We start from the raw sequence: 24,386 nt of genomic DNA, 5'->3' as shown, positions 1-24,386 counted from the left end.
CCATAAGTACCATTAAATCCAAATCCCGTTGCTTGACTATTGACTGTTAGATTACCTGTAATAGTTTCATTTCCTAATGTTACCACTCCTACTCTATCTATTAATAAATCTCCATTGTTAGTAGTTAGTCGGGATAAACTATTATTATTTCCAGAGGCAGTAAAACTATTAGCTGTGATACTAGTATTTCCTGCTACCTGTAAATTTTCCCCACTAAATTGAGTGACATTTCCAGCACTTGTTAAGGTGAATGTTCCCCCGATTGTACTATTACCTAATACTGTGCCGTTAGCATTGTTATTAGTAACAGTCACGTTGCCTGTATTTGCTAAGGTGGTGGTGAAGTTAGCATTATTGGCAACTGTGATACTTGTACCTGCATTTTGGGTAATTGTTCCCGCCGATGTTACTGTTAAATTGCCACTATCTTGAATATTTCCTAGTACGATATTGCCGACATTACTAGATATATTAACGTTGGCAGATGTAGAGTTGGCTGTAATATTAGCACTGCCAATATTTACTCCACCATTAGCGCTATTAGAACTGCCAATTAATGTGATATTACCTGCATTAGAAGTGATGGCTCGATTACTGAAAATTCCTTCGGCTATACCATTAGCATTAGTGTTATTGCCTGTTAATGTAATATTTCCACTATCTGTTGATACATTACCTTCTACACTAATACCTCTAGCACTGATACCATTACCTGCTGATGTCCCTGTTAATGTTATACTACCTGTATTAGAAGTGATGGCTTGATTAAATGTTCTAATTCCTGCTGCATTACCATTAGCATTAGTGTTATTGCCTGTTAATGTGATATTTCCACTAGTTGTTGATACACTACTTACTACACTAATGCCTCTAGCAAATTGACCATTACCTGCTGATGTGCCTGTTAATGTTATACTACCGCTATTTGAGGTAATTGGATTAAATGCTACAATTCCTGGTGCATTACTATTAGCATTAGTGTTATTGCCTGTTAATGTGATATTTCCACTAGTTGTTGATACACTACTTTGTACAGCAATACCTCTAGCAAATTGACCATTACCTGCTGATGTGCCTGTTAATGTTATACTACCACTATTTGAGGTAATTTGATTAGCTATTAAAATTCCTGGTGTATCAACATTAGCATTAGTGTTATTTCCTGTTAATGTGATATTTCCACTATTTGTTGATACATTACCTCCTACACTAATACCTCTAGCAGCGTTACTACTACCTGCTGATGTGCCTGTTAATGTTATACTACCACTATTTGAGGTAATTTGATTACCTATTGTAATTCCTGCTGCATTACCATTAGCATTAGTACTATTGCCTGTTAATGTGATATTTCCTAAAGTTGTTGTTAATGTTCCTCCTATAGAAATACCATGTGATCCAGTTCCAGTTCCTGATGATGTACTGGTGAAGTTAATACTGCCATTTCCTGTATTAATATTTATTCCTGAGCCTACAAATAGTCCTGCAAAACCATTTACTGATGTCTTTCCTGTGGCGGTTAAATTCCCCCCATTTGTTGTTATATTTGAGTATATTGATACTGCCCCATCAATCCCTGCATTTTGACTATCCCCTGTTAATATTACATTTAATGGATTTACGGAACTATTAATATTGCCATTAATATTCACTCTGCCATGGGCTTTTAATTCTAATGTTGATGTAGCACCGCTATAATTTAAATCTGTATTTAAGCTAATATTTCCTAGTTGTGTTCCCCCCGAACCTGTTGCTACTGTGACATTTCCATTATTTAATGCTGTGATGATTAAATCTACTCCTAAAGAAGCATTATCTCCTGTGGCAGTAAAGGGATTATTATCAGGAATGTTTGTATTTCCACTTCCTGCTACTATGTCAATATCTGTAGGATCTATTAACCAAGTTCCTCCACTTTGTCCTGAAATATCCGGCACTGTGGTAATGTCTAAATATCCCTTACTACTGGTTTCTATAAATCCGCCTTGATTATTTCCTTTGACACTTAAATTACCATATATTCTTGTGGCTTGATCTGACCACACTATGATATTTCCGCCATTAATTCCTTCGGCTTTAATATTACTATTTGGGTCAATATAGGTAAATTGGGCTGTGGGTAGTGTGGCTTTTCCTTGATAATCTCCCCCAATAAATATATTGCCCCCATTACTTCCTAATGTGCTAACATTCCCATTAAATATCCCTATTTTATCGCCTAATATATTAATTGTATTCTTAGCTTGGATATTTCCTGATATAATATTTGTGGCTGTTTCTGTGGGGACTACTTGATTAATACTTGTTAATTTTAACTGGCCATTTTCTACTGTTACTCCTGACGCATGATTCACATTAATCAATGTTAATAATTGAGCTAATGATGAAGGAGTATTTGTTACTTGATTTAATCCGCTTTGATCTATAGGTAATTCTAAACTTAATAAACTGCCTTCTTGGGATATTTTTACTAATTTTTCGCCGGGTGTGGCTGCAATGGTAATATTACCATTGGGGGTGGATATGGTACCAGTATTAATTACTGTACCACCTAATAAGGTGACACTTCCTTGATTGGTAATTAAATTTCCAGTATTTAATATTGCCCCAGAATTTTGGTTTAAGAAAGCAAAACTATTAGGATTGCCGGTTAATAAATTATAATTATTCTGTCCTGTGGCGTTAAACCAATTATTGCCTACACCTATAGCATTAGCTGTAGTGGCGGTAAATGATGCTGGTACGTTTAAACTAGCATTATTACCGAAGATGATCCCAGCCGGATTCATCAGGAATAAATTAGAATTACCACCAGTAACTTGAATCAGACCGTTAATAACAGAGGCATCGCCCCCTGTCACCCTACCGAGTATATTGATAATATTAGGATTACTTAAAAAGTTAGCAATTTGACCTTGATTTAAACCAAATTGCTGGAAACTGTGGTATAAATTTTGTTCAGCTTGAGTACCTCCAGTAATATTAATTTGTTGGCCTGTAGTGTTAACTAGAGTATTAGTGCCATCATTAGCTGGGGTAATCTGTGCATTTGCTGGTTTTACACTTACTTGAGATAAAAGAGTTAGTAGGACGAATAACTGATTATATCGACTTTTCAGCATAACATCAATCCGAAATTAGCCATAACCTGGACACGCTTTCTAACTATACATCAATTTTTATCCTATGTAATCTCACCTTTGTATATTTTCGTAACAAAACTTGCTTCATCTGTCACAAATTGTAATCTTCATCAACTAGATCCTATATTTCCCTGTCGGTTTAGGAAATGATTTGACAATTTACTCCCACGTTGAAAACGCCCTGCTTTGAAAAGAGGGATTTAAGGGATATGGGGTATTATATTTTACATAAAAAACTTTGAAAACAAGCTTTCAAAACATGGACGTTTTGAGATATTATCATTACGCCTCTTGGGAAAAGATATACCAAAGATTTCAGGTTATGCACTGTAGGGGCGAAGCATTTGGGCGATAATTTAAAGTAAAAATCAGACATCTAAATATCCCATAAGCTTCGACCTGCCCCCATAAATAGGTTCCATTATTTCTTTTCTGGAGATGTATATTATAATAATCAATCTGAAAGGATGTTTCAGAGGTATCAGGTTTTAAACTGGGATTAAGTACCGCAGAACACACGGTAACTTACGCTCAAGGAGATTTGCCCTCTTGGGCGATTAGTGTTAACCTGTCGTCTAATGGCGATTCTGTGAATGTAGACCGCATCTTTAGACCGGGGAGTGTCAAGAGTTTCTTGTTGGAAATTTTTACTGGTACAAGTGTCCTATTAGAAAAATAAATTTTTATTACCCCATCACTAGGGGATAAACAGAAGATGTAGTGTACAATTTGCCAATGACTGATAATATGACTGATAATATGACTGATAATACCCAATTACCTCAATTCAATCCTCAACAATTAATCACCATATATTCTAAGCAAGAATATGATGAATTATCGGATATTTTTTTAGAAATCATCTGGTATTTCGCAGAGAATACCTATTCTACAATTTCGCCAGAATGTCAATACTTTATTGATGCTTTTGTGAAGAATTTTTTATATTTTTTCACCCAGCCTGATTATATCATTGGTGATACTTATACTCTCAAGTTTATTCAACTTAATCCTACTATTGCTAATTTGGTAGCCATATCAAATTTTAAAAATACTGATGGTTATTTAGAAATTCTCAAGAATCAACCTAATAACTTTGTCAAAATTTTAACTTTATATTCAGCTAGAAATAATGTTAATTTTGATAGGGATCTGTTATTCAATACTAATCCTCATCTGGCTTGTTTATGGTATTCGCATTTTTTGGGACTTTATAAATCCGCTTTAGTTAATAAAACCGCTTATTATAGTCTCCGTGAACATTTGTCATACCGTCATGAAAATTTAAACATTTTCTATAATATCTCAGAAATTTGTTTTGGTGCTACCTACATTGACGAAAATAAAGATCATGAAATTAAGTATAAAGTTAATCAAGCTATCCAAGAAAGTCCTTTTTGTCAAAATGCACAAATTATTAATAAACCCGATCCTAAAAAAATCGCTATCATTACCTCTTTATGGTTTGATAAACATTCTGTATACCGGATTTTAGCAGAGTTTGTTAATTCTTTGAAGTCCGGTTATGATGTAACTTTGGTTCATTTGGGTGGTGTGAGAAATAATTTAGATATTGAGGGTTTTAAGGGAATGAAATATGTATTTTTTGAAAATGGTAGTTTAAATATTGACGCGATCGCTAACAATGATTTTCAACTAATTTTTTATCCTGATATTGGTATGAGTGATGAAAGTATATTTTTATCTAATTTAAGATTAGCACCTATACAAGTTTGTGGTTTAGGTCATTCTGTCAGCACTTTTGGCTCAACAATAGATTATTATATTAGTGGTGCTAATGTAGAAAATATTAATTTAGCCGATAGAAATTATTCGGAAAGATTAGTTTTATTACCTGCTTTTGGTGCGGTACATAATCATCCTATTTATGATTTAAGAAAACCGCAAAAATCACGTTCTGAGTTTATTATTAATTGTTCTTGGTTTGCCCAAAAAGTTAATTTTCCGATGCTAAACATATTAAAAGAAATTATTGATAATGCTGAAAAACCTTTATTATTTAGATTCTTTTCGGGTGGAGCTTTAATTAATAAAAATGATTTTATTCCCTTTGAAAAAGATCTAGAATCAATTTTAGGAAAGGATAATTTTGAGTTAGTTCCCGTCAAAATGTACGATGAATATATGGAAATGATGGAAGAAGGAGATCTATGTATTGAATCCTATCATTTTGGGGGTTGTAATATTGTGGCCGATAGTTTATATTTACGTAAATTAATGGTAACTTTTGAAGGTAATAGATGGTATAGTCGGATTGGTTCACAGATGTTGAGAATCATTGGTTTTGATGAATTAATTGCTAAGAATCCCGCAGAATATATGAAAATAGTTTTAAGATTAATTCATGATGATGATTATCGCTTAAAACTAGAGCGCAAATTACAAACTGTGGATTTAGAAAATACTGTATTTGATAAGTCCAGTCAAGGCTATTTTAAAAAAGCTATTGATTATTTAATTGCTAATCATGAACGACTCCAAAATGATAGCAATAAAAATCCCATAGTTATTGATTAAAAATTGATTAAAAAGTCTTGACAACAGCACAGGTTTTCGTTTTTGTCAAAGGTAGAAGTTCAGTTATAAAAATCAATCCGAAATTAGCCATAACATGGATCTGAAGATGTATTCTAACTGTGCATCAATATTTATCCTAATTTATCCTATGCAACCTCACCTTTGTATATTATGGAAAAAATACTAAAATTTTGCCATTTCTCGATCTCAAGAGAACATAGCGTGTTAATCTAAAAACTACAAGCTGATATAAACATAAGTGATAAGTGGAAAAATAAAAGACAGGGGTAGTAATTTTATGAGTTGGTATTTACAAGGAAGAAATTTATGTGTATTTTTCATTCCCAGTACGCTGCTATTGTTCTCTGCATCACCAGGTCATGCTCGATCATCTAGTTCGTTTGTATTATTAAAACAACCTGATCATCTGCTAACACAAGTTACAAATAAACCAAATCAACAGTTAGAATCCAATCAAGAAGTAGTAAAGAATACGGGTGTTGTGAGTTCTTCAGTGTTCTTAGAAATATCAAAAAATAGTTTAGCACAAGGGGGAAATCCAGCAAATAACACCAATGAGAAAAGATTTATACAACCTGTCCCTGATGCTGAACCACTGACACCGGAAGATCGACAAATAGTTCCTTCAGAAACTGAAACTCAAACTGAAACTCAAACTGAAACTCAAACCGAAACCGAAACGGAAAAGATTCAAGTTAATAAAATTGAAGTAGTCGGTAGTACAATTTTTAACCAAGAGCAATTGAACACCTTGACTAAGGAAGTAGAAGGACGTTCTGTGAGCTTGGAAGAACTGACAAAAGTTGCTGATGCGATCACCCAACTCTACTTAGATGGGGGATATCTGACTTCAAGGGCAATTTTAGCTAACCAAACAATTACCGATGGTGTGGTAAAAATACAGGTAATTGAAGGAGGTTTAGAGAAAATTGAAGTTGAAGGAACAAAACATATTCATCCTAATTATGTGCGATCGCGTATAGCATTAGGAATGAAAAGACCCCTGTCCGCAGTATATATAGAAGAGCAGTTAAGATTATTAAGAATAGATCCCTTATTTTCCAACGTAGAAGGTAGTCTCCGTCCGGGTACTAAGTTGGGTGAAAATATCCTAGTCGTCAGAGTTACCGAAGCTAACCCTCTAGAAGCTAGTTTAAATGTTGATAACTATTCCCCACCAAGTGTAGGTTCAGAAAGATTTGGTATCAATACGGTTTATCGTAATCTCACAGGATGGGGTGATGAACTGGCAGCATCTTATTATTTTACAGCCAGAGGCGGATCAAATGTCTATGATTTCAGTTATCGCATCCCAGTAAATACCATGAATGGGACTGTGCAACTGAGAACAGCTATTAATAATAATAAAGTTATCCAAGAACCTTTTAAAAATGCCAATATTCGCGGTGAGTCCCAACTCTATGAAATCAGTTTTCGTCAACCTTTAGTGCGATCGCTGCGGCAAGAATTTGCATTATCCTTGGGTTTTAGTATCCAAGATGGTCAAACCTTTACTTTTGCAGGTCCGACAGGATTCGGTTTTGGTCCAGATGAAAACGCTAACAGCAGAACACGAGTAATTAAATTTGGACAAGACTATTTATCACGGGATTTCCAAGGTGCATGGTCTTTACGTTCTTTATTTAGTCTGGGTATAAACGTATTTGATGCTACCAGAAACGACGATCCTATTCCTGATGGTCAGTTTTTCAGTTGGTTAGGACAAATACAAAGATTACAAAGAATCAGCGATAACTATTTATTATTTGCCCAAGCAGAAATACAACTCACACCTAATAGTTTATTACCATCACAGCAATTTATAATTGGTGGTGGTCAGTCAGTACGTGGTTATCGGCAAAATGCCCGTGCAGGTGACAACGGAGTAAGATTTGCTGTAGAAAATCAAATCACACTATCTAAAGATGAAAAAGGCAACTCATCAATCAAGATAGCGCCATTTTTTGATTTAGGATATGTCTGGAATAAAGATGATAACCCTAACACCCTACAGAGACAAACTTTTTTAGCTGGTACGGGAGTAGGAGTGTTGTGGCAACTTGTACCAGGTTTCAATATACGCTTAGATTACAGTCTACCTTTAATTAATTTAGATGACCGTGGCGTAAATGCCCAGGATGACGGGTTTTATTTCAGCGTCGGATATAAGCTATGAAATCAGAAAACTCGTTTAAAGTGAAAATGGAATCACAATAATGGTGAAAAATTTTTGTATATGACATCATTTGCTTCCTTTTATCCAGAATACATCTGTTCATACAATAATCCTCTCAATTGCGATCGCCCTTGCCAAACCGCCCAAGAACTCAAAGGTGCTAAATTCTGTCTAGAATGTGGTTTTCCTGCGACTTTATCAGAGCAAGCAGAAATAAAAGGTAACTCCGGTACATATCAGGTAACTAATTATTTAGGCGTGCGGGGTTATGGGCGCTTATATTCGGGTGTAAAAATTAAGGATCAACAGCCTGTAGAAATCAAAGAATATTTGCTGCCCAAACGTTGTTTTAATGACCAAGAATCAGGCGATCGTAAACAACTTTTTCAACGTTTAGGAGGAATAAAATTAGCAGATAGTAGAATGCAAAATTTTCGCTTAGTTAACACTTTGGAGGCCATTGCTGATGAAAAATTAGAACGTTGTTATTTAATCACCCAAGCCATAGAAGCATCCCAAACCTTACATCAATATCTCATCCAAAACGGGAAAATGACAGCCGTTCAGGTGAGAGAAATACTAAATCAATCTCTACAAACTCTAGAATTTCTCCACAGTCAAAAAATACGTTTTCCCTCCAACCAAGTACAACAAGGTATTGCTCACAGCAACATAAATTTAGATAGTATATTAATTAAATTAACCAATAAATTAACCAAACATGAACAATTTTCTATATATCTTTGTGATTTAGCAATTTGGGAAAACTTATTTATTCCCCCAGCCATTACCCAACCCGCACCTGCTCAAAAAGAAAAAGATTTAGAATCATTAGGATTAGTAGCTTTTTATTTACTAGCAGGAAGCACGATAAATTATGCTGATAATCAACCTCTAGACCCCAGAGACAATCAAAATTGGTCTACTACAGATATTTATTTAAAGCAGTTTATTGAAAAATTAATTGGCATACATACACCTTTTACAAGTGCAGAATTAGCGCGGCAAGCACTCATAAAATTACCCAAAGAAGGTCAAACAAATAATTCAGATTCATCTTCTCAAACACAACCTGAGCAAAGTCTTAAAAAAGTATCAATGTGGTTATTAATCATAGTTTTGTTATTATTGGGAGGAGGAATTTTTGCTTATGTTAAGTATTTTAATCAACATGATGATAGTAGCAAATATTTACAATGGTCTAAACTGCGGCGGAGATTTGCCGATGTAAATAATGTACCTGCTGGGCAATTTAATTACACAGGGGAAAATCCTGGTACATGGACTTTTATTATCAAACAAAAAGTAGGAAAAGACAGTTTAGAAGATTTACTATATCAACCGAAACCAGAAGCACAAGCGACTTTTAAATATACTCCCGTAGCGTCATCAAATTTAGAAAATCTGGGGCAACCGATAGCAGTAGTCCAAGCAGGAGAAAAAGACTTTGCCATCACCAGTTTAACTCAGAAAATATCAGGGGAACTAGATAAAAAATCAGTTGCTTATGATGGGTTATTAGTCTATGTCGAATTTAGTAGAAAAAATGACAATATGACAGATGCACTCGGTGGTCAAATTACAATCGATCAACTGCGTGAAATTTATACAGGAAGAATTACAAATTGGCAGCAAATTAATAGTAATCTGCCGAATTTAGAAATTAGACCATTTGCCCCTACAGAACCAGAAGCCAACAGTAAATTTATAGAAATAGTGCTAAAAAATGACCCCCAGGATCAAGCTTTATTTGCAGCCAAAGTGACTCAGTGGGATACAACCAGAACCCAAAATCAAATCCGTCAAGAAATTCTCAACGGACAAACTACTGGTATCATTGGCTTTGGCATGATTAGTAAAATCAAGGGACAGTGTACAGGCTATCCATTAGCTATAGTAGATGGTAACAAACCAGCTATTCAACCGCTATTTCAAAAACGCGAACGCCGTCCTCTGAAAACTTCAGACAACCTCTGCCAGCATGATGACTATTTTTTTGATGTTAATGCTTTCCAAAGTTACCCTTTAGGATACCCTATATTTGTAGTTTACCCCAAAGACAACAGCCGCCCTCCTGCTGGTTCTACCTTTGCTGAGATACTAACTACTCGTCAGGGTCAGTGTTTACTTAGTAAAGTAGGTCTTGTCCCTTTACAACCCATACCTGATGATTTAAATAACTATGGCTGCAAATCGTTGTCCTAACCCAAGCTGTGAATATTTTAACAAAATCCTACCCAATAATGCCAAGGTTTGCGCTTGGTGTGGAACTCCTTTGGGTAATCTAGTAGCACCTACACCTCAACCCACACCACCTCAACCCACACCGATACCGACACCCATACCACCTCAACCCACACCACGACCAACACCACCTCAACCTATCAACCAACGCCCAGTTGACGATCAAACCAATTATCAGCCACGCCCACCCATACAACCTATACAGCCACCTTATCCCCCACCGACACCCAAAGTACCACTTCTCAAACTCATTCACTTTTCAGGTAGAGAATTTCAATGGTCAGGGGAAGCAGGTTTTATTGGTCGCCGCAGTCAAAGCATTACTATTCCCCCAGAAATTGACCTAACTGGTATCCCCAACGAAGGAATAGTTTCTCGTCGTCATGCGCGAGTGTCTTGGGATTGGTCGCAAAATAGCTACATGATTGTTGACATGAGTACCAATGGTATTTATTTAAACGGAACTCCTTTAAGTCCTGGTGTCCAATATCGACTCATGAATGGGGATTCATTGCAGTTTGGTCAAGAAAATCTAGTACGTTTTGCGGTTCATGTAGGTTAATTAAATACCTAGCGTCTGGATGGGGTATCTGGGCATGATGTTCAATGATACTTTGATCATCCTAATCTGGTGCGGGCTGGACAGCCCGCTAGACTTAATATAAATTAAACACACAAAAGCTTAGTATCCCACTTATAGGATGTTTGAAAAGTTTTTAATGTATAAATAGGACTTGCTGAGAAAGTCTTTCCATGAGGGGATAGGAGTCAGGAGTCAGGAGTCAGGAGTCAGGAGGAAGTTTGAAAATTCCTTTTCCATCTCTCGAAATACCAAAAAATGCACACTTTTTCACGTATACCCTTCAAAACCCTTGCACTTTTTTCCTATTTATCAGCCTCAAACTTTTGATTTATCTGCGTTTTGCATTTTTTCAGCAAACCCTAAATAAACCCCTCTCCAAACCTCTTCCCGACGCGGGGAGAGGCTTTGAAACCCCCATTCCCTTGTAGGGAAGGGGGGAAGGGGGGTCTCACAGGGGTAGGTTTTTAATATTATCTGTTGAGGCAGGACCTGGAAGACAAGGAGGGAAAGTAGACAAGGAAGATTTTATCAGCACAATGGTCTTTTTGTTACCAAGAGAAGATGATTTTGTACTGTTTTCCTCCCTTGTCCACTGTCCTTCCTTGTCCCCCAAGTCTTGCCCTCACGACAATGTAAAAAACCTACCCTTGTAAGGGAAGGGGGGTTAGGTTTCTAGAGATTATCGGTTTCATCTAATACTTTTCAAACAACCTCTTAGATAGATTACCAGGAATCTACCGGATATCAACTAACCCCATCAGCCCAAGATATTGATCAAACTTCCCTACGTGAAAGTTTGGTGAAGATATAGACGGCAAACTATTGTTACTTGTAAATTGCAGATGGATGCAAACCTTATAATTTGCCCATTTCGCCGAATTTATGAAAAAAAGGAGCAAAAGCCACTCAAAAAGCAGGAGTATCAAAATAAAAATTACGCATTATAATTGATATAGTCATAACAGAAATGGAAATGCCACAAACATCAATAAATATTTTATCAAAATTACTCTATTAAACGGAAGTAGATATGTATCCTAAGAAACTTAGATTTTTGACAGGTTGTTTGCTTACGGCTTTAGTCTATTTACCGCCAGATTTTCTCAATCCGACAAAAGTTTTAGCAGCAGATCAGGTTGTGGTAAAAGCACAAAACTCAGGCCAATATACACAATATATGTCCCGTGGTTATGAATTAACCAGACGAAGAAACTATCGCCAAGCTTTATCTTATTTCCAACAAGCACTGCAAATACGTCCTGGCGATCGCTATGCCACAACAGCAATTAGAAATGTAACTGGCTACATTCAACGTCGCAGGGTGATGGTCTATGTTCCCAACAAACCAGGTAGAACACTTACTGGTTCAACAAGAGGAGGTGGTATCATTGCTCTGATACCCGGAAACGAAGAAGCACAACTGACGACAGCAGAAAATCCCAAATTCTGGTTCTATATGAAACCGGAATCTCTGGGAAAAGTAAAAGAACTGAAATTTGTTTTGAGAGAGGTTGATGGTAAACGGGCTAAACATCTGTATGAAACAACTTTGACACCTGTGAGACAAGAAGGTATTGTGAGTTTAACTGTACCCGTGGATAAAGCATCATTAACAATAGGTAAAAAATATACTTGGACTTTTGACATAATTTACCCTAATGATCTTGGTGTTCCCAACGAAAAACTAGAAGGTAAAATTCAGCGCGTACAAAACGAAGACCTCACTAACCAGATCCAACAAAAAACCCAACCATTAGATCAGGCGATGATTTATGCCAGAGAGGGATTTTGGGACAATGCTCTGAGTATTGTGGCCGATTTACGCTGTCAGCGTCCCAATGATACCCAAGTACAATCAGACTGGGAAGCTTTATTGCAGTCAGTGGGACAAGAGGGACAGGAAAAGTTGGCAGAAAAGTTGGCAAAACAGCCAATATTATCTTGTGGTGCTTCCCAAAACTAAAACTGACGTTAATCTGTTAAGAGATATGTCTTTAACCAACCATCAAGATAGAACCTCTGCAAAAGTGAACAGCAATCATCAAGACCTGAACCTCAAAGAAACACTGGATATCAACCGATATATTCAACAGGCTTATACTTGTTTTGCCCAAGGGGATATTGAGGGAGCGATGGGCAACTTCCAGAATGCGATCGCCCTTTATCCCCATTGTTTCCAAGTTTATACAGAAAGAGCCAATTTCCGGCTGCATCAGTTACAAGATCTAACTGGTGCATTAGAAGATTATACACAAGCTATTTATATCAATCCTCACAACACTCTCTGTTATTTTTGGCGTAGTCAGACTTATTTAGCACTAGGTAATCACCAAAAAGCCATAGAGGATCATAACACAGCTATGAGTCTAGCTCCAGAAGGTACTATTTATCATTTCTTTGACCAAAGTAACTACAAGTCATAGCTGTAGGATTGAGGGTTTGTAACTGTTAAGATAAAATCTACCCAGGTGTAGACACAATTACGGGAATGTACACATAATACTGTACAGTTATGTAACCAGTTTGGTCTAGACTTGGATAGCTCTGGGTAAGTTTTATAGAGCGGAAATCAAGAAGCAAGGTAGCAAGGAGAAAATTGCTTTTTACCTGGGTTTGCGTTACATCCCCAATCTCCTATAAAGTTGCCACAATATTCAACAATTCCTCAACTGACTGATATCTTTGTGTAAAGTCAAGATGCACCATTTTATTAATCACCCCATTCAATGGCTCAGTGGTGTTTGCCAGTTCCCACCAATAATACCAAATCTGTTCACCCGTTTCCGATGTCTGATTAATGATCACCACACCAGTATTGACATCTCGCTGGAAAACTTTGGGATGGACTCCTGTTAAAGCTTGTATGATAATTTTTCCCAAAGCATAAATATCGCTGTTGAGTTTTGGCATACCGCTCATTTGTTCACCAGGTGCATAAGCAGGAGTCCCAATAGTGATAGTTTGATTTTCTTGCTGTTGGGCTTGCATTTGTGGTTGTATTTGTTTGACAGCACCAAAGTCAATGAGAACAATAGAACCACCTGTTTTGCGTCTAATCAAGTTACTGGGTTTGATATCTCGATGAATCACACCATAATTGTGAACAAAGACCAGGACTTGCAATACTTCTTTGAGTATATTCATCGCTTCGGCCTTTGCAAGAGGTACTCCTGGTTTCAACTCATCAGATAAGGAATGACCCTCAATAAATTCCTGAACTAAATAAAATTGCTGATTTTCTTCAAAGAACGCTAATAAGTAGGGTATTTGCGGGTGTTTGCCCAAAGTTTCCAAAATATATGCTTCATTATGAAATAAGCGTCTAAGAACACTTATATATTCTGGGCTTTGGTTAGCAGATCGCATTTGTTTAACCACACATAATGGTTTTCCCGGTCGTTGAATATCTTGAGCTAAGTAAGTAGTACCGAATCCTCCACTACCTAACTTTTCAGTAATGTTGTAACGTTTGTTGAGTAATGTACTTAACGCCAGTTCTTGTCCTGAAGGATAGAGTGCAGGACCCACATTTGTTGCCTGAGTTTGTCTACTGGGTTCTTGCAATTTATAGGCTTGCAACTGAGCAATTAAGTCTTGTTGCTCTTGTACTATTTGCATGACTTTCTCCTGCTCTTGCTGGCTAAAATAGGCACTGTAAGCAAGAACACCAACCGCTGCAACTACTAAGCCCAGTGCTGGAGAAACTACTGGAAACCATCCAGCTTGGAGAAAAATCACAAAATTAGTTCCCAATAAAACGGCTAAAGATCCACCTTCAGCCACTCCCAAAGCTAAAGGATGTCGAATGCGCCATGCTAAAAATCCGCCAACCACAGACCATCCTCCTATCCAGATAAATTCACCCCATCCCGGTAAAAACCAAAACAGACGCTGGTTATTCAAAACTGCACTGAGAATTTGACTGACCATCTGAGCATGAATTTCAACTCCTGCCATCTTCCCTGTATTATTAGCTTTGCCAGTAGTAAATGGGGTGTTAAAAATATCTTTTAAACTCGGTGCAGTCGAACCAATCAAGATAATACGGTCTTTGACTAAATCAGGTTTCACCTGACCAGAAAGTACATCTGTAACAGTTACCTGCTGGGCGATCTGACTTTGAGAACGGTAATTCAAGAGAATTTGATAGCCTTGGGTATCTGCGTTTTGATAACCTCCAGAATGACTTTGCAGAGGTTTAAAAATCACATTACGCAGTTGTAGTTCTTGGTTGTCCGTTATTTGTGCCTGAATACCTCCCCCATCCAAGAATTTAATGGCTAATTGCCAACTCAAGGAGAAAGGGCTTTGACAAAGATTTGACTCATTTGCCTTCACTGATATCAGATTGCGACGAATAGAACCATCAGTATCTTCGACAATATCGCTAAATCCTACTTGTTCTGGTTTTGTTCCTTGTGGGGGTGCGATCCCAGGATTTTTGCTATCAGCGTGTTTACAGACAGGAAAGATGATATCACTGTACTCTAAACGTTCTAGTAATTTTTCATGTCCTGGTTGCACAGGTAAGTCCCGAAAAATATCTAAACCAATGGCACGGGGTTCATATTCTTCCAGTTTGCCCAATAGTTTGTCTAGGACTTCCCCAGGTAAAGGCCAATTCCATTTTTGCAGATCCTCCTCAGTGACAGCAACAATTAATAGCCGCGAATCTGGGACAGGATCACCCCTCATTTGCATCATCTGGTCATAAACTCTTAACTCTATGTTCTCTAAGACTTGTAGTTTCTGAACTCCCACAATGAAAATTGTGGCGATCGCACTGGAAATAATTACTGGTTGTTTTAATAATTTCTTAAAATTTGCCAACATTTCACTCAACATTTCACTAATCCAGATATTTCATAACATTTAATTATTTTTTAGAATCAATAATGCAATTTATGTGATAAAATTTACAATTTTTATTCTTTAGTTAATTGACAATTGTATATTTTTATATATTTGTGGCAAAAACAGAGGTTAAAAGCAGATAATACGATTATATACTATTTCAATTTCCGTAGAACCTATTCTGCATATACTGGCAATATTAATTACAGTAGTAAAAAACTATGATAGTGACACTTAATGAATTGTCACTATAAGGGTTGCAGATTATGCAAATTTAATCACCACCAGATATCCATTTTTGTTTAACTCTGGAATTATCAACTCAATATCGTGTCACCTCCTGGAAACAGGACACTCAATCAGTGCCAAAGTAAAATTTACCAGAAGCTTATGCTGATTTACTTTTTGCAATTTTTTATTTATCAAAGTCGAGTAGAGCTATGATTCGGGGAATTATTTGCACAAAACCAGAAATTAGCTGTCATGATTTGAGATCATCACATATCCAAGAATTTTGTCAATTACAATCTGAACAGTTAACCAATCAATATCCAATTTTATTAGCTCGTATTGTCTATTATGATTGTTGGTCAAAGAAACATCAAGAAATAATTAATTATTCTGATATCAGTGAAAAAACAGCCAAATTATTGTCATTTATTTTGACATACTTACGCTCAGAGGCATGGTTAATAGACTATCCTGCCGTCGGAGAAATCCATGAATTTAAAATAGAAGAATTGCACTTATTTTCCTATGTATTTCCCATAGGATATAGAAATCAAAAACCAGAATATATACAGATAATTACAGAAAACACCCTTGTAGAAAATGCAAAAAATGAGATAAAGAAATCTGCTATTTTACTGAGCAAATATGCAGACCTATATTTAGACTATGGCAGACAAAAATCAGAAATTAAATTACTAGAACAGGTACTGCATCGAGTCGGACACCAATTGCGAAACTATTTAGGATTAATAGGATTATATGCCAACAATTTATGCTTTAGCTTAAAAGATCAGCCTGAGTATGAACAGGCAAAAATCATCCGTGAAAGTATTGAAGATATAGATATTAATCTCACCGAAATAATTAATTGTGGTCAAGGGGAGAAATTAAGAGTAACTCCACAAGATCTAAGAAATTTAGTATTGGAAACTATCAAATATTTACAACCTTTGATAAATGAAAAACAAGTAAAAATATCAATTCCTGAAACTTCCACAACCTTGTTAATAGACAAATTACAAATTAAGCAAGTTTTTCACAATATACTAAACAATGCTATTTACTTTAGTCCTGAATCAGGAACAATTACCTGTAGCTGGAAGATTTTTCAAGAAGAAGTATTAATCAAAATTTCCGATCAGGGAAAGGGACTATCTTCAGAAGATATACAAAAAATCTTTACCCCCTTTTATACTCGTCGTCCAGGAGGTATAGGACTAGGTTTAACCATCGCCAAAAAAATTATTCTCGACCACCACGGAAACTTGTGGGCGCAAAGTTTATCAGAAGGTGGAGCGCAATTTTGTATCATTTTACCTTGCACCAAGAATATTTAACAGTATGAACAATGGAGTATGAAAAATGGCTTATCGTAATCCTCTGACAACTATCTTGGTAGAAGACAACGAACGTTTTCGCCAAGGTCTACGGACTCTCTTGAGTTTTTATAATAGCAATGGTTCATTGCCTGTAGAAGTAGTCGGTGAAGCTAACTCTTTAGACCAGGCGTTAAAATTGACAGAAGATAAATCACCAGATTTAATATTACTGGATTTGCAACTTATTGGTAGTGATGGTATTACCGTTTTAGTTTCTCTCAAACAAATTGCTTATCCTGGAAAAGTCCTAGTTTTATCTGCTCACCAAGAAGACGAATGGATTTTTCGAGCTATGCAAGCAGGAGCATCTGGTTATGTGTTTAAAAATCATTTGGCGGCTCAATTATCAGAAGCCATAAACACAGTAACTAAGTCAGAAATTTATCTACCTTCAGAAGTTGCCAGTCGATTTTTCAGATTTTTTCAGACTTATTCAGACTCCTGTATGCGTGCTTGTCATCAGATGCACTTAACAACAAGAGAGCAAGAAGTTTTATATTGGTTAACTCAAGGAGCTTCCAATGAAGAAATAGCCAAACATTTATATGTCACAGTTGCTACAATTAAGGCTCATCTGACCAGTATTTTTGAAAAATTGAAAGTCAATAGCCGTACTCAAGCGATAGTTACAGCCTTAAAATTAGGACTTGTAACAGTTTAAAGTAGCAGAATAATGTGGTTAATTTACCTGAAAATTGCCGTAGTATGACTATGCCAACGAACATGATAAGTAGTAGTGCAAAATAAATTTTATATTTGGGAGAGGGAACAGGGAACTTTTAAAAGGGAACAGATAAGCAATACAGAGATTTTTGTTTGTTCCAAAAATGTTAAATTAATTTTGCCCAGGTACTTATTAACGTAAGTTGCTAGTTATGCAAGAAAGACAAGAAAATGGGAATTACAAAGAGAGAATTGATTCTTTTTCCTGACTTCTGACTCCTGGGGCAACCACGGTGGGATTGCCCCTACTGACTCCTGACTCCTGCCTTCTTTAATAATATGGAAAGTAATTTTTTAATAAATGCCAGCCTGTCTACTCAAAATCTGACCTTTACACCAGGTACTACTCCTGCTTCTTTTACAGTGACAGTCAACAACGACAGCACTCAATTTGCAAATTTTCAAATAGAAATTACAGCCGCAGGAGAGCAGCGCAATTCAGAATATCGCTGGTATAAACTTGAACCAGAAGTAGCAGCAGCTAAACCACCAGGAGATAGTACAGACTTTCAAGTATTCATTTTTAATACACCAATACCTGGATTTGTAGGTACTGTCAACCTCACCATCACCATTTTTTCACCACAACTAGGACAACAACGCAGACTAACGTTGCGGTTAAAAATCGAGCGAGATAATCAACCCAACGTTTTGAGTTTAGAATTGCCTGTAAGAGAATTTCCAGTTTATCCGCGTCATTCCGTAGACATACCAGTGCGAGTGCGCAACTTAGGTCAACAAATGACAAATGTAATCTTGCGTTTTGTTGGTCTTGATCCAACTTGGTTAATTGGTAATGTAGAAAGACGATTTTCTTTAGATCCAGGAGGCTATAGAGAACTAACTTTTCAATGTCAACCTCCATCTGTAGTTCAAGCACCCTGTCGAACCTATCCATTTACCATTGAAGCCACCAGCAATAATGGTTATCCTGCGAGTATAGCAGGTAATTTACAAGTTTTACCTGTAGGTTTCGTAGATTTTTCTGTTATCAACAAACACCAAACAATTCCCAGTCCAGCTAAATGGTTGCCTGATTGGAAATCAGATACAGCCACCTTTGAATTAATATTCAAAAATGCCAGTAACCTCTACCAAGAAATTAACATTCATCTCCAGGGAAGAGACCAAAGAAAATGCACTTACAACACTATTCCAGAAACAGCCAATTTGCAGCTAGGAGAAACAAATAAAGTTCTCCTCAATGTGAAAACAAAACGTCCGTGGTTGGGATTAGCAAAAACCTTGTTACTAGAAGCCAGAAGCGAATTATTTGATCAACGTTTGGGTACTACAGATCCCGCAACCCAGACTTTAGAATTACAGAGTCTACCTATAATTCCCCCGTGGTTACAGCTAATGATCCTGGGATTAATAGCATTACTTTTAGCATTACTACTGAAACCAGAACCAGTTATGCACATTCGTTCTGTAAATTCAGTAGCTTTTAGCGGTAACGGTTTTTCTGTTATTAGTGGTTCAGATGATTGTACATTAAGATTTTGGAATATTAATCGCAATAGCAACAGTATAGAACCAGGAAAATTTAGCTATCAAGAACAGCCAATAGCTTGTCAAAAACCACAAAAACCTAACGGTTTATTAGCAATTACCAATGACGTTGTATATGTTTCCGACTTCATGCCGGTGGACAATGATATTGTTGCTGTTGGGTTAGATAATGGTATGATTGAACTCAGGAATGTATCTAATCAAGGTAAAAAAAGGGAAGAACTGCAAGATCAACAAGATCAAAAAGCTATAGGTGATAGAGTATTTGATTTAGAATTTACTAAAAATTCACGGTATTTATTTAGTAGTTATGGTAGTGGTAAAATCAGATTATGGTCACGAACATCTGCTAACAGTGAATTTCAGAAACAACCGCAAATCATCGACATCCAAAATCAATTAACATTACCTTTTGAAGCTCGCACTGTAACTCTCAGTCCAGATGATCAAACCCTAGTAATAGGAGGAAACTTTAAGCGTTTTTTATTTGGTTCATTTAATCCCAATCAACCAGATAATCAATTACAAAATTTATCAATGCAAAAATTAGAAGGAAGAAGTAGTACAGGGCGTACAGATTATATTTGGTCGGTGGATTTTGTGCCTAAACCGCAAGGAAAAGAAAAAATTTTAGCCACTGCTGATTCTGCGGGATATATTACTATTTGGGATTTAAATCAATGCCAAACTGTAACAAATGCCAGCCCCCAAAATCCCATTATCGAAGTTAATTGTCAACCATTAGATAATTGGCAAGTGTCAAAAATGCCAGTGCGGACATTAAAATTTAGTGAAGATGGCCGTTTGCTTGTCAGTGGTGGAGATGATGGAAAAGTGATAGTTTGGTATTTAACTCCAGCATATCAACTGGATAAAACCAAAGCAGCAAAAGGTCAAACAATTTACCAAAGCTCAAAGAGAATCAATAGTGTTGACTTGAAAGACAACATGATTGTGAGTGGTGGTGAAGATTTTCAAGTCAAACTACACAGTGTTAGGTAAGGAATTTGATGGTATGTACGCTCAAAACAGTCCATTGGAAATTATTATTAACCCTCCTGGAATTCAATGGGGAATGCCAGGAGATGCGATGGAATTTTATGTTATTGTCATTAATCAGGGAGATCAAAGTGCTGTTGTTGACTTGTATTTTACTTTTAATGATGAATTTAAAAATATTACTAGTGGCTTTACTCCTCCTCAAGCCAGTTTGGGATTAGCGCCCCAACAAACTAGCGACGAAGTTAAATTTGAGTTGCAAATACCTGTTGACGCTAAACCCGGAACTTATGATTATACTTTAGTCGTAGATTCTCCCTTGCATTATCCCCAACATACTCCTATCAACTTTCCCCTGCAACTGAAAGTTCAAATCAAAGAACAAACGATCATTCGCCTTAATGATCCCACTTTTTCACTCAAGCCTAGCAGCAATGCCAATAAACCACTAATTTTAAATCTCAGTCAACCTTTACAAGTAGAAGTAATAGTTGACAATCGCTCTAAATTTGTAGACCGTTTTCGCATCACTTGTCCAGATTTAGATGAAGATTGGTTCACTATTACTTATCCCACAGATGGGTTAGAAGGAGCGGGATTATCACAAGTAGCTGCTCTAGAACTCAACCCTGGTAGTCAGGGTCAAATCTTGCTGACATTTCACCCACCAGGAGACACCTTAGCCGGAATTTATTCCCCGACTATTCGCTTATATTCGGAAAACTCTCCCCAGTTGATACTGTTAGATTTGGTCTATATAGACATTAAGCCAAGTTATATTTTGGATGTCCAGTTGCAAACTATTTTGGCACAGGTCAGCCGTAGTCCTGCCAAATACGAATTATCAATCATTAACCAGGGAAATGTAGTACGCGAATTAATGTTTTACCTGGAAAGTCGAGATGAAGAACAACTGTATACCTATAAATTTGAGCCTCATGAAATCAAATTACTTCCTAGTAAAAGTTCTATATCTAATCTGACAGTTAAACCTAGATATTGGTGGCGAAGACCTTGGTGGGGTGGGGGGTTAGTTGTCAACTTTCAAGCTAAAATTCAAGACCAAAATAATCTGCCTTTACCGAATACTTTACCTCAATTAAGTTTTGTTTGGAAACCCCGTCCTTGGTGGCAATTTTTATTATTAATTTTAATAGGTTTAGGTTTATTCGGTGGTATAGGATTTATGGTTTGGCGGCTTTTAAACCCTGAACCTGTAACAATAAAAGCATTCGACTCCGATAGCCCTACATATATTGAAGGTGAAGCAGTAGCGTTAAATTGGGAGATTCAAAAATATCAAAATTTGCAAAACTTGGAACTGAAAATTAAGGGCAATCAACCAACTCAGAAGATTTACGATTTTAGTAATGGTATTCCTGAAGAACTAATACCTCGTGATTCTGGTATAACACCTCCTTGTAGAGTGTCAAAAGAAGAATTGATTTGTAGCAATTTTCAAACAGGAGTCAAAGCTAAAGGACAGTATAGTTTTGAATTACAAGCATCCTATCGCAAAGGATTGCCAATTTTCTCCAAAGTTGCTAAAACAGATACTAAAATAGTTCAGGTTGAAATTAAAGAAAAACCAATAGCTGAAGTTATAGATTTGAAAACAGATAAACCCCAGTATAAAAAAGGTGAGAATATTAATTTAAGTTGGAAAATTGCTAATCCCTTGCTGCTAAGGGAAATTCAAATAACTGGAAAGGCAGAAGGTGGTACATCTATAGGTAAATTAGGTGTTTATCGTTTTAGACAAGGTAAACTTGTCGATCCGCCTCAACTGCAAAATTTATGTAAACCAATAGAAAATCAACGATTAGAATGTAATAATATACCTATAGACAAATTAAATTCTGGTAAATTCACTTTTGAAATTCAAGCTTTACCCAATAACGGCAGTGATAGAAGTAGTTCTAAAAAGACTGAATCAGTAATTGAAGTATTACCAAAACCATTTAGAATTATCTCTTTTACACTTAATGCTAGTGAACAACCTAATCAGGAGTTAAAAGAAGGAGAAACAGCTACTTTATCTTGGAGAGTAGAGGGAGAAGATATTCAGGTGAAGCTTGATCCATTTGGGAATGTGGAACAAGTTGGTTCACTGAAACTACAAGTTAATCAGGCCTTTCCATCTCCAATTAAACTGCAAGTTTTTGATAAATTGGGTAAGCAGCAACCTCAAGAAAAATCTTTTGCGATCGCAGTTATCCAACCACCCCCACCTCCACCCCCACCTCCTTCCGTTATCCCTACTCCTGATATAATCCCACCTCTATCCGGGTTTTAAAAGTAGTTTTTTAACCTCAACCAAGTTATTATAGTAGTTCCCATGCTCATGAGAACTGTTATATTTTAAACTTAACCAAACAGTATTAACAATGGAGAGATCCCCGATTTCTTCAAGAAGTCTGGGATCTGGGTATTAGGTTTTTGCATCTTATCACACCAGCAATATCTGGAAAGTCACTAAATACCCCATCTATCCCTAAATTAAAAAATAGTTTATATTCCTCTTGAGGGTTGTCTTGACAATCTAAAGGTAAGAAGTAATTTTCATTGCGGAATGTCCAAGCATGAACTAATAAATTTTCTTTATGGGCGTGATTAACTAAGGATGTGGGTGATATTAATTTCCCTTGACTATCTCTGGGAATTATTAAGTTTTTATTGACTCCTATTGCTTGTGCATATTCAGCGATTTTTTTTAATCCTGCTGGTTTGCTTATATGTTGATAGGTGCGGGGATTATCACTCATTACAAAATCATAGGGTTTACCTGAGTCGTTGATTAATTGTACTAAAGGTATATTTGTTTTTTTGGCTAATGCTTTTAAGTTACTAACTTCAAATGATTGAATAAATACTGGTACATGAGTTTTTTCTAAAGCCGTTAATAAGGGTGTTTCTAATTCTAGATCAATTGATTGAAAGTAAGTTGGATGTTTTGTTTCTGGGTAAATCCCAATTTTGCGATTTTTTTCTATACTTTTCTTTTCAGCTAAATCAATGATTTCTTCTAGGGTGGGAATTGTGTAAATTCCATTGTATTTTGTGTTAAAAGAACGTAGTTGGGGAATGCGTTCTTGCGCTCTTAATGTTTTGATTTCTGCTAAGGTAAAATCTTCGGTAAACCAACCTGTTATAATTTCCCCATCAATGATTTTTGTAGTTCGCAAATAAGCAAATTCAGGATGTTCAGCAATATCTGTAGTTGCTGATATTTCATTTTCATGACGTGCAATTAAAACCCCATCTTTGGTAATCACTAAATCTGGTTCAATATAATCAGCACCTAATTCAATTGCTAATTGATATGCTGCTAATGTATGTTCAGGTCGGTATCCACTTGCACCACGATGAGCTATAATAATAGGTAATTGATTTGTGAATGTGGAATCTCTAAAATTGTCCATAAGATAGGGTTTATTATTTTCAATGAATAGGGATAGTAGCTAGTTACTGTTTTCTTAACCAATACTAACAAATACTCACATTTACTGAAAATTTCCTGTCATCTTTTGCTTTGTGACAGAATTACAGTAAAATCACTGTATGCTACTAGGATTCAAAACCCAACTCAAAGTTAACAAGCAACAACGACTACTACTGGCGCAACACGCAGGAGTAGCCAGACACGCTTGGAATCAAGGGTTAGCACTTTGTCAACAGGTATTATTACATAACAAACTGCAACCAGAAGAAAAAATCAAATTTCCCACAGCCATAGATTTACACAAATGGTTAGTAGCAGCCATTAAATCTACCCATCCTTGGTATTATGAAGTGTCTAAATGCGCCCCTCAATACGCATTAAGATATTTGTCAGATGCTTTTAAATCTTTCTTCAAAAAAAGTAAAGGGTTTCCTAAGTTTAAGAAAAAGGGTAAACATGATTCTTTTACCTTAGATGGTGTCATAAAAATTGACTACAGAAAGGTAAAAGTACCCGTAATTGGTTGGATAAAAACTTATGA

General features: G+C 36.3%; 14 protein-coding genes. 11 read left to right on the top strand and 3 right to left on the bottom strand.

What is annotated here, in order from left to right; all coding sequences use genetic code 11:
• Positions 1-3,122: filamentous hemagglutinin N-terminal domain-containing protein (locus H6F47_RS19500; protein ID WP_190650580.1), on the bottom strand; the 3,122-nt coding region annotated here is incomplete at its 3' end.
• Positions 3,123-3,878: 756 nt separating this feature from the next.
• On the opposite strand from H6F47_RS19500, the gene H6F47_RS19495 reads away from it, so the two are divergent.
• The 6 genes from H6F47_RS19495 (at position 3,879) to H6F47_RS19470 (ending at position 13,128) form a co-directional block, all read left to right on the top strand.
• Entirely contained in the window at positions 3,879-5,681 is a 1,803-nt protein-coding gene (locus H6F47_RS19495; protein WP_199291221.1) for a hypothetical protein, read from the top strand.
• Between the two features lie 298 nt (positions 5,682-5,979).
• Positions 5,980-7,878 (top strand): ShlB/FhaC/HecB family hemolysin secretion/activation protein, encoded by a 1,899-nt coding sequence (locus H6F47_RS19490; RefSeq protein WP_190650578.1) that lies wholly within the window; start codon positions 5,980-5,982, stop codon positions 7,876-7,878.
• Positions 7,879-7,938: 60 nt separating this feature from the next.
• Complete coding sequence (locus H6F47_RS19485) at positions 7,939-10,083, top strand: substrate-binding domain-containing protein (protein ID WP_190650576.1); 2,145 nt, start codon at positions 7,939-7,941, stop codon at positions 10,081-10,083.
• Complete coding sequence (locus H6F47_RS19480; protein WP_096572515.1) at positions 10,061-10,684, top strand: FHA domain-containing protein; 624 nt, start codon at positions 10,061-10,063, stop codon at positions 10,682-10,684. Before H6F47_RS19485 ends, H6F47_RS19480 begins: the two co-directional genes overlap by 23 nt.
• Positions 10,685-11,735: 1,051 nt before the next feature.
• Positions 11,736-12,668 (top strand): DUF928 domain-containing protein, encoded by a 933-nt coding sequence (locus H6F47_RS19475; RefSeq protein ID WP_137668321.1) that lies wholly within the window; start codon positions 11,736-11,738, stop codon positions 12,666-12,668.
• A gap of 25 nt (positions 12,669-12,693) precedes the next feature.
• The gene (locus tag H6F47_RS19470; protein WP_190650574.1) at positions 12,694-13,128 is read left to right on the top strand and encodes a tetratricopeptide repeat protein; all 435 of its coding nucleotides are present in this window, start codon (positions 12,694-12,696) and stop codon (positions 13,126-13,128) included.
• Positions 13,129-13,339: 211 nt separating this feature from the next.
• Here the strand turns inward: H6F47_RS19470 and H6F47_RS19465 are convergent, their stop codons facing one another.
• Entirely contained in the window at positions 13,340-15,550 is a 2,211-nt protein-coding gene (locus tag H6F47_RS19465; RefSeq protein WP_242027445.1) for a CHASE2 domain-containing serine/threonine-protein kinase, read from the bottom strand.
• Between the two features lie 449 nt (positions 15,551-15,999).
• Between H6F47_RS19465 and H6F47_RS19460 the strand changes: the two genes are divergently transcribed.
• The 4 genes from H6F47_RS19460 to H6F47_RS19445 all read left to right on the top strand — a co-directional run bounded on the left by H6F47_RS19460 (position 16,000) and on the right by H6F47_RS19445 (position 22,699).
• Positions 16,000-17,127: a HAMP domain-containing sensor histidine kinase gene (locus H6F47_RS19460; RefSeq protein WP_137668318.1), complete on the top strand. Its 1,128-nt coding sequence runs from the start codon at positions 16,000-16,002 to the stop codon at positions 17,125-17,127.
• A 25-nt stretch (positions 17,128-17,152) separates the two neighbouring features.
• Positions 17,153-17,830 (top strand): response regulator transcription factor, encoded by a 678-nt coding sequence (locus H6F47_RS19455; RefSeq protein WP_190650572.1) that lies wholly within the window; start codon positions 17,153-17,155, stop codon positions 17,828-17,830.
• A 341-nt stretch (positions 17,831-18,171) separates the two neighbouring features.
• Complete coding sequence (locus H6F47_RS19450; RefSeq protein ID WP_137668316.1) at positions 18,172-20,406, top strand: hypothetical protein; 2,235 nt, start codon at positions 18,172-18,174, stop codon at positions 20,404-20,406.
• 13 nt (positions 20,407-20,419) lie between these two features.
• Entirely contained in the window at positions 20,420-22,699 is a 2,280-nt protein-coding gene (locus H6F47_RS19445) for a hypothetical protein (protein ID WP_190650570.1), read from the top strand.
• 112 nt (positions 22,700-22,811) lie between these two features.
• On the opposite strand, the gene H6F47_RS19440 is transcribed toward H6F47_RS19445, so the two are convergent.
• Positions 22,812-23,825 (bottom strand): glycerophosphodiester phosphodiesterase, encoded by a 1,014-nt coding sequence (locus H6F47_RS19440; RefSeq protein ID WP_137668314.1) that lies wholly within the window; start codon positions 23,823-23,825, stop codon positions 22,812-22,814.
• A 139-nt stretch (positions 23,826-23,964) separates the two neighbouring features.
• Between H6F47_RS19440 and H6F47_RS19435 the strand changes: the two genes are divergently transcribed.
• The coding region (locus H6F47_RS19435; RefSeq protein WP_190647570.1) for a helix-turn-helix domain-containing protein at positions 23,965-24,386 on the top strand (422 nt) is incomplete at its 3' end.

Source organism: Sphaerospermopsis sp. FACHB-1094 (assembly GCF_014696195.1).
Lineage (GTDB): Bacteria > Cyanobacteriota > Cyanobacteriia > Cyanobacteriales > Nostocaceae > Sphaerospermopsis > Sphaerospermopsis kisseleviana.
This window is presented reverse-complemented; position numbering and strand designations above follow the sequence as displayed.

Excerpts from the sequence above, each read along its gene's own strand:
- H6F47_RS19495 (WP_199291221.1), top strand. The coding sequence starts at position 3,879 with ATGACTGATAATATGACTGATAATATGACTGATAATACCCAATTACCT.
- H6F47_RS19490 (WP_190650578.1), top strand. The coding sequence starts at position 5,980 with ATGAGTTGGTATTTACAAGGAAGAAATTTATGTGTATTTTTCATTCCC.
- H6F47_RS19485 (WP_190650576.1), top strand. The coding sequence starts at position 7,939 with ATGACATCATTTGCTTCCTTTTATCCAGAATACATCTGTTCATACAAT.
- H6F47_RS19480 (WP_096572515.1), top strand. The coding sequence starts at position 10,061 with ATGGCTGCAAATCGTTGTCCTAACCCAAGCTGTGAATATTTTAACAAA.
- H6F47_RS19475 (WP_137668321.1), top strand. The coding sequence starts at position 11,736 with ATGTATCCTAAGAAACTTAGATTTTTGACAGGTTGTTTGCTTACGGCT.
- H6F47_RS19470 (WP_190650574.1), top strand. The coding sequence starts at position 12,694 with ATGTCTTTAACCAACCATCAAGATAGAACCTCTGCAAAAGTGAACAGC.
- H6F47_RS19465 (WP_242027445.1), bottom strand. The coding sequence starts at position 15,550 with ATGTTGAGTGAAATGTTGGCAAATTTTAAGAAATTATTAAAACAACCA.
- H6F47_RS19460 (WP_137668318.1), top strand. The coding sequence starts at position 16,000 with ATGATTCGGGGAATTATTTGCACAAAACCAGAAATTAGCTGTCATGAT.
- H6F47_RS19455 (WP_190650572.1), top strand. The coding sequence starts at position 17,153 with ATGGCTTATCGTAATCCTCTGACAACTATCTTGGTAGAAGACAACGAA.
- H6F47_RS19450 (WP_137668316.1), top strand. The coding sequence starts at position 18,172 with ATGGAAAGTAATTTTTTAATAAATGCCAGCCTGTCTACTCAAAATCTG.
- H6F47_RS19445 (WP_190650570.1), top strand. The coding sequence starts at position 20,420 with ATGTACGCTCAAAACAGTCCATTGGAAATTATTATTAACCCTCCTGGA.
- H6F47_RS19440 (WP_137668314.1), bottom strand. The coding sequence starts at position 23,825 with ATGGACAATTTTAGAGATTCCACATTCACAAATCAATTACCTATTATT.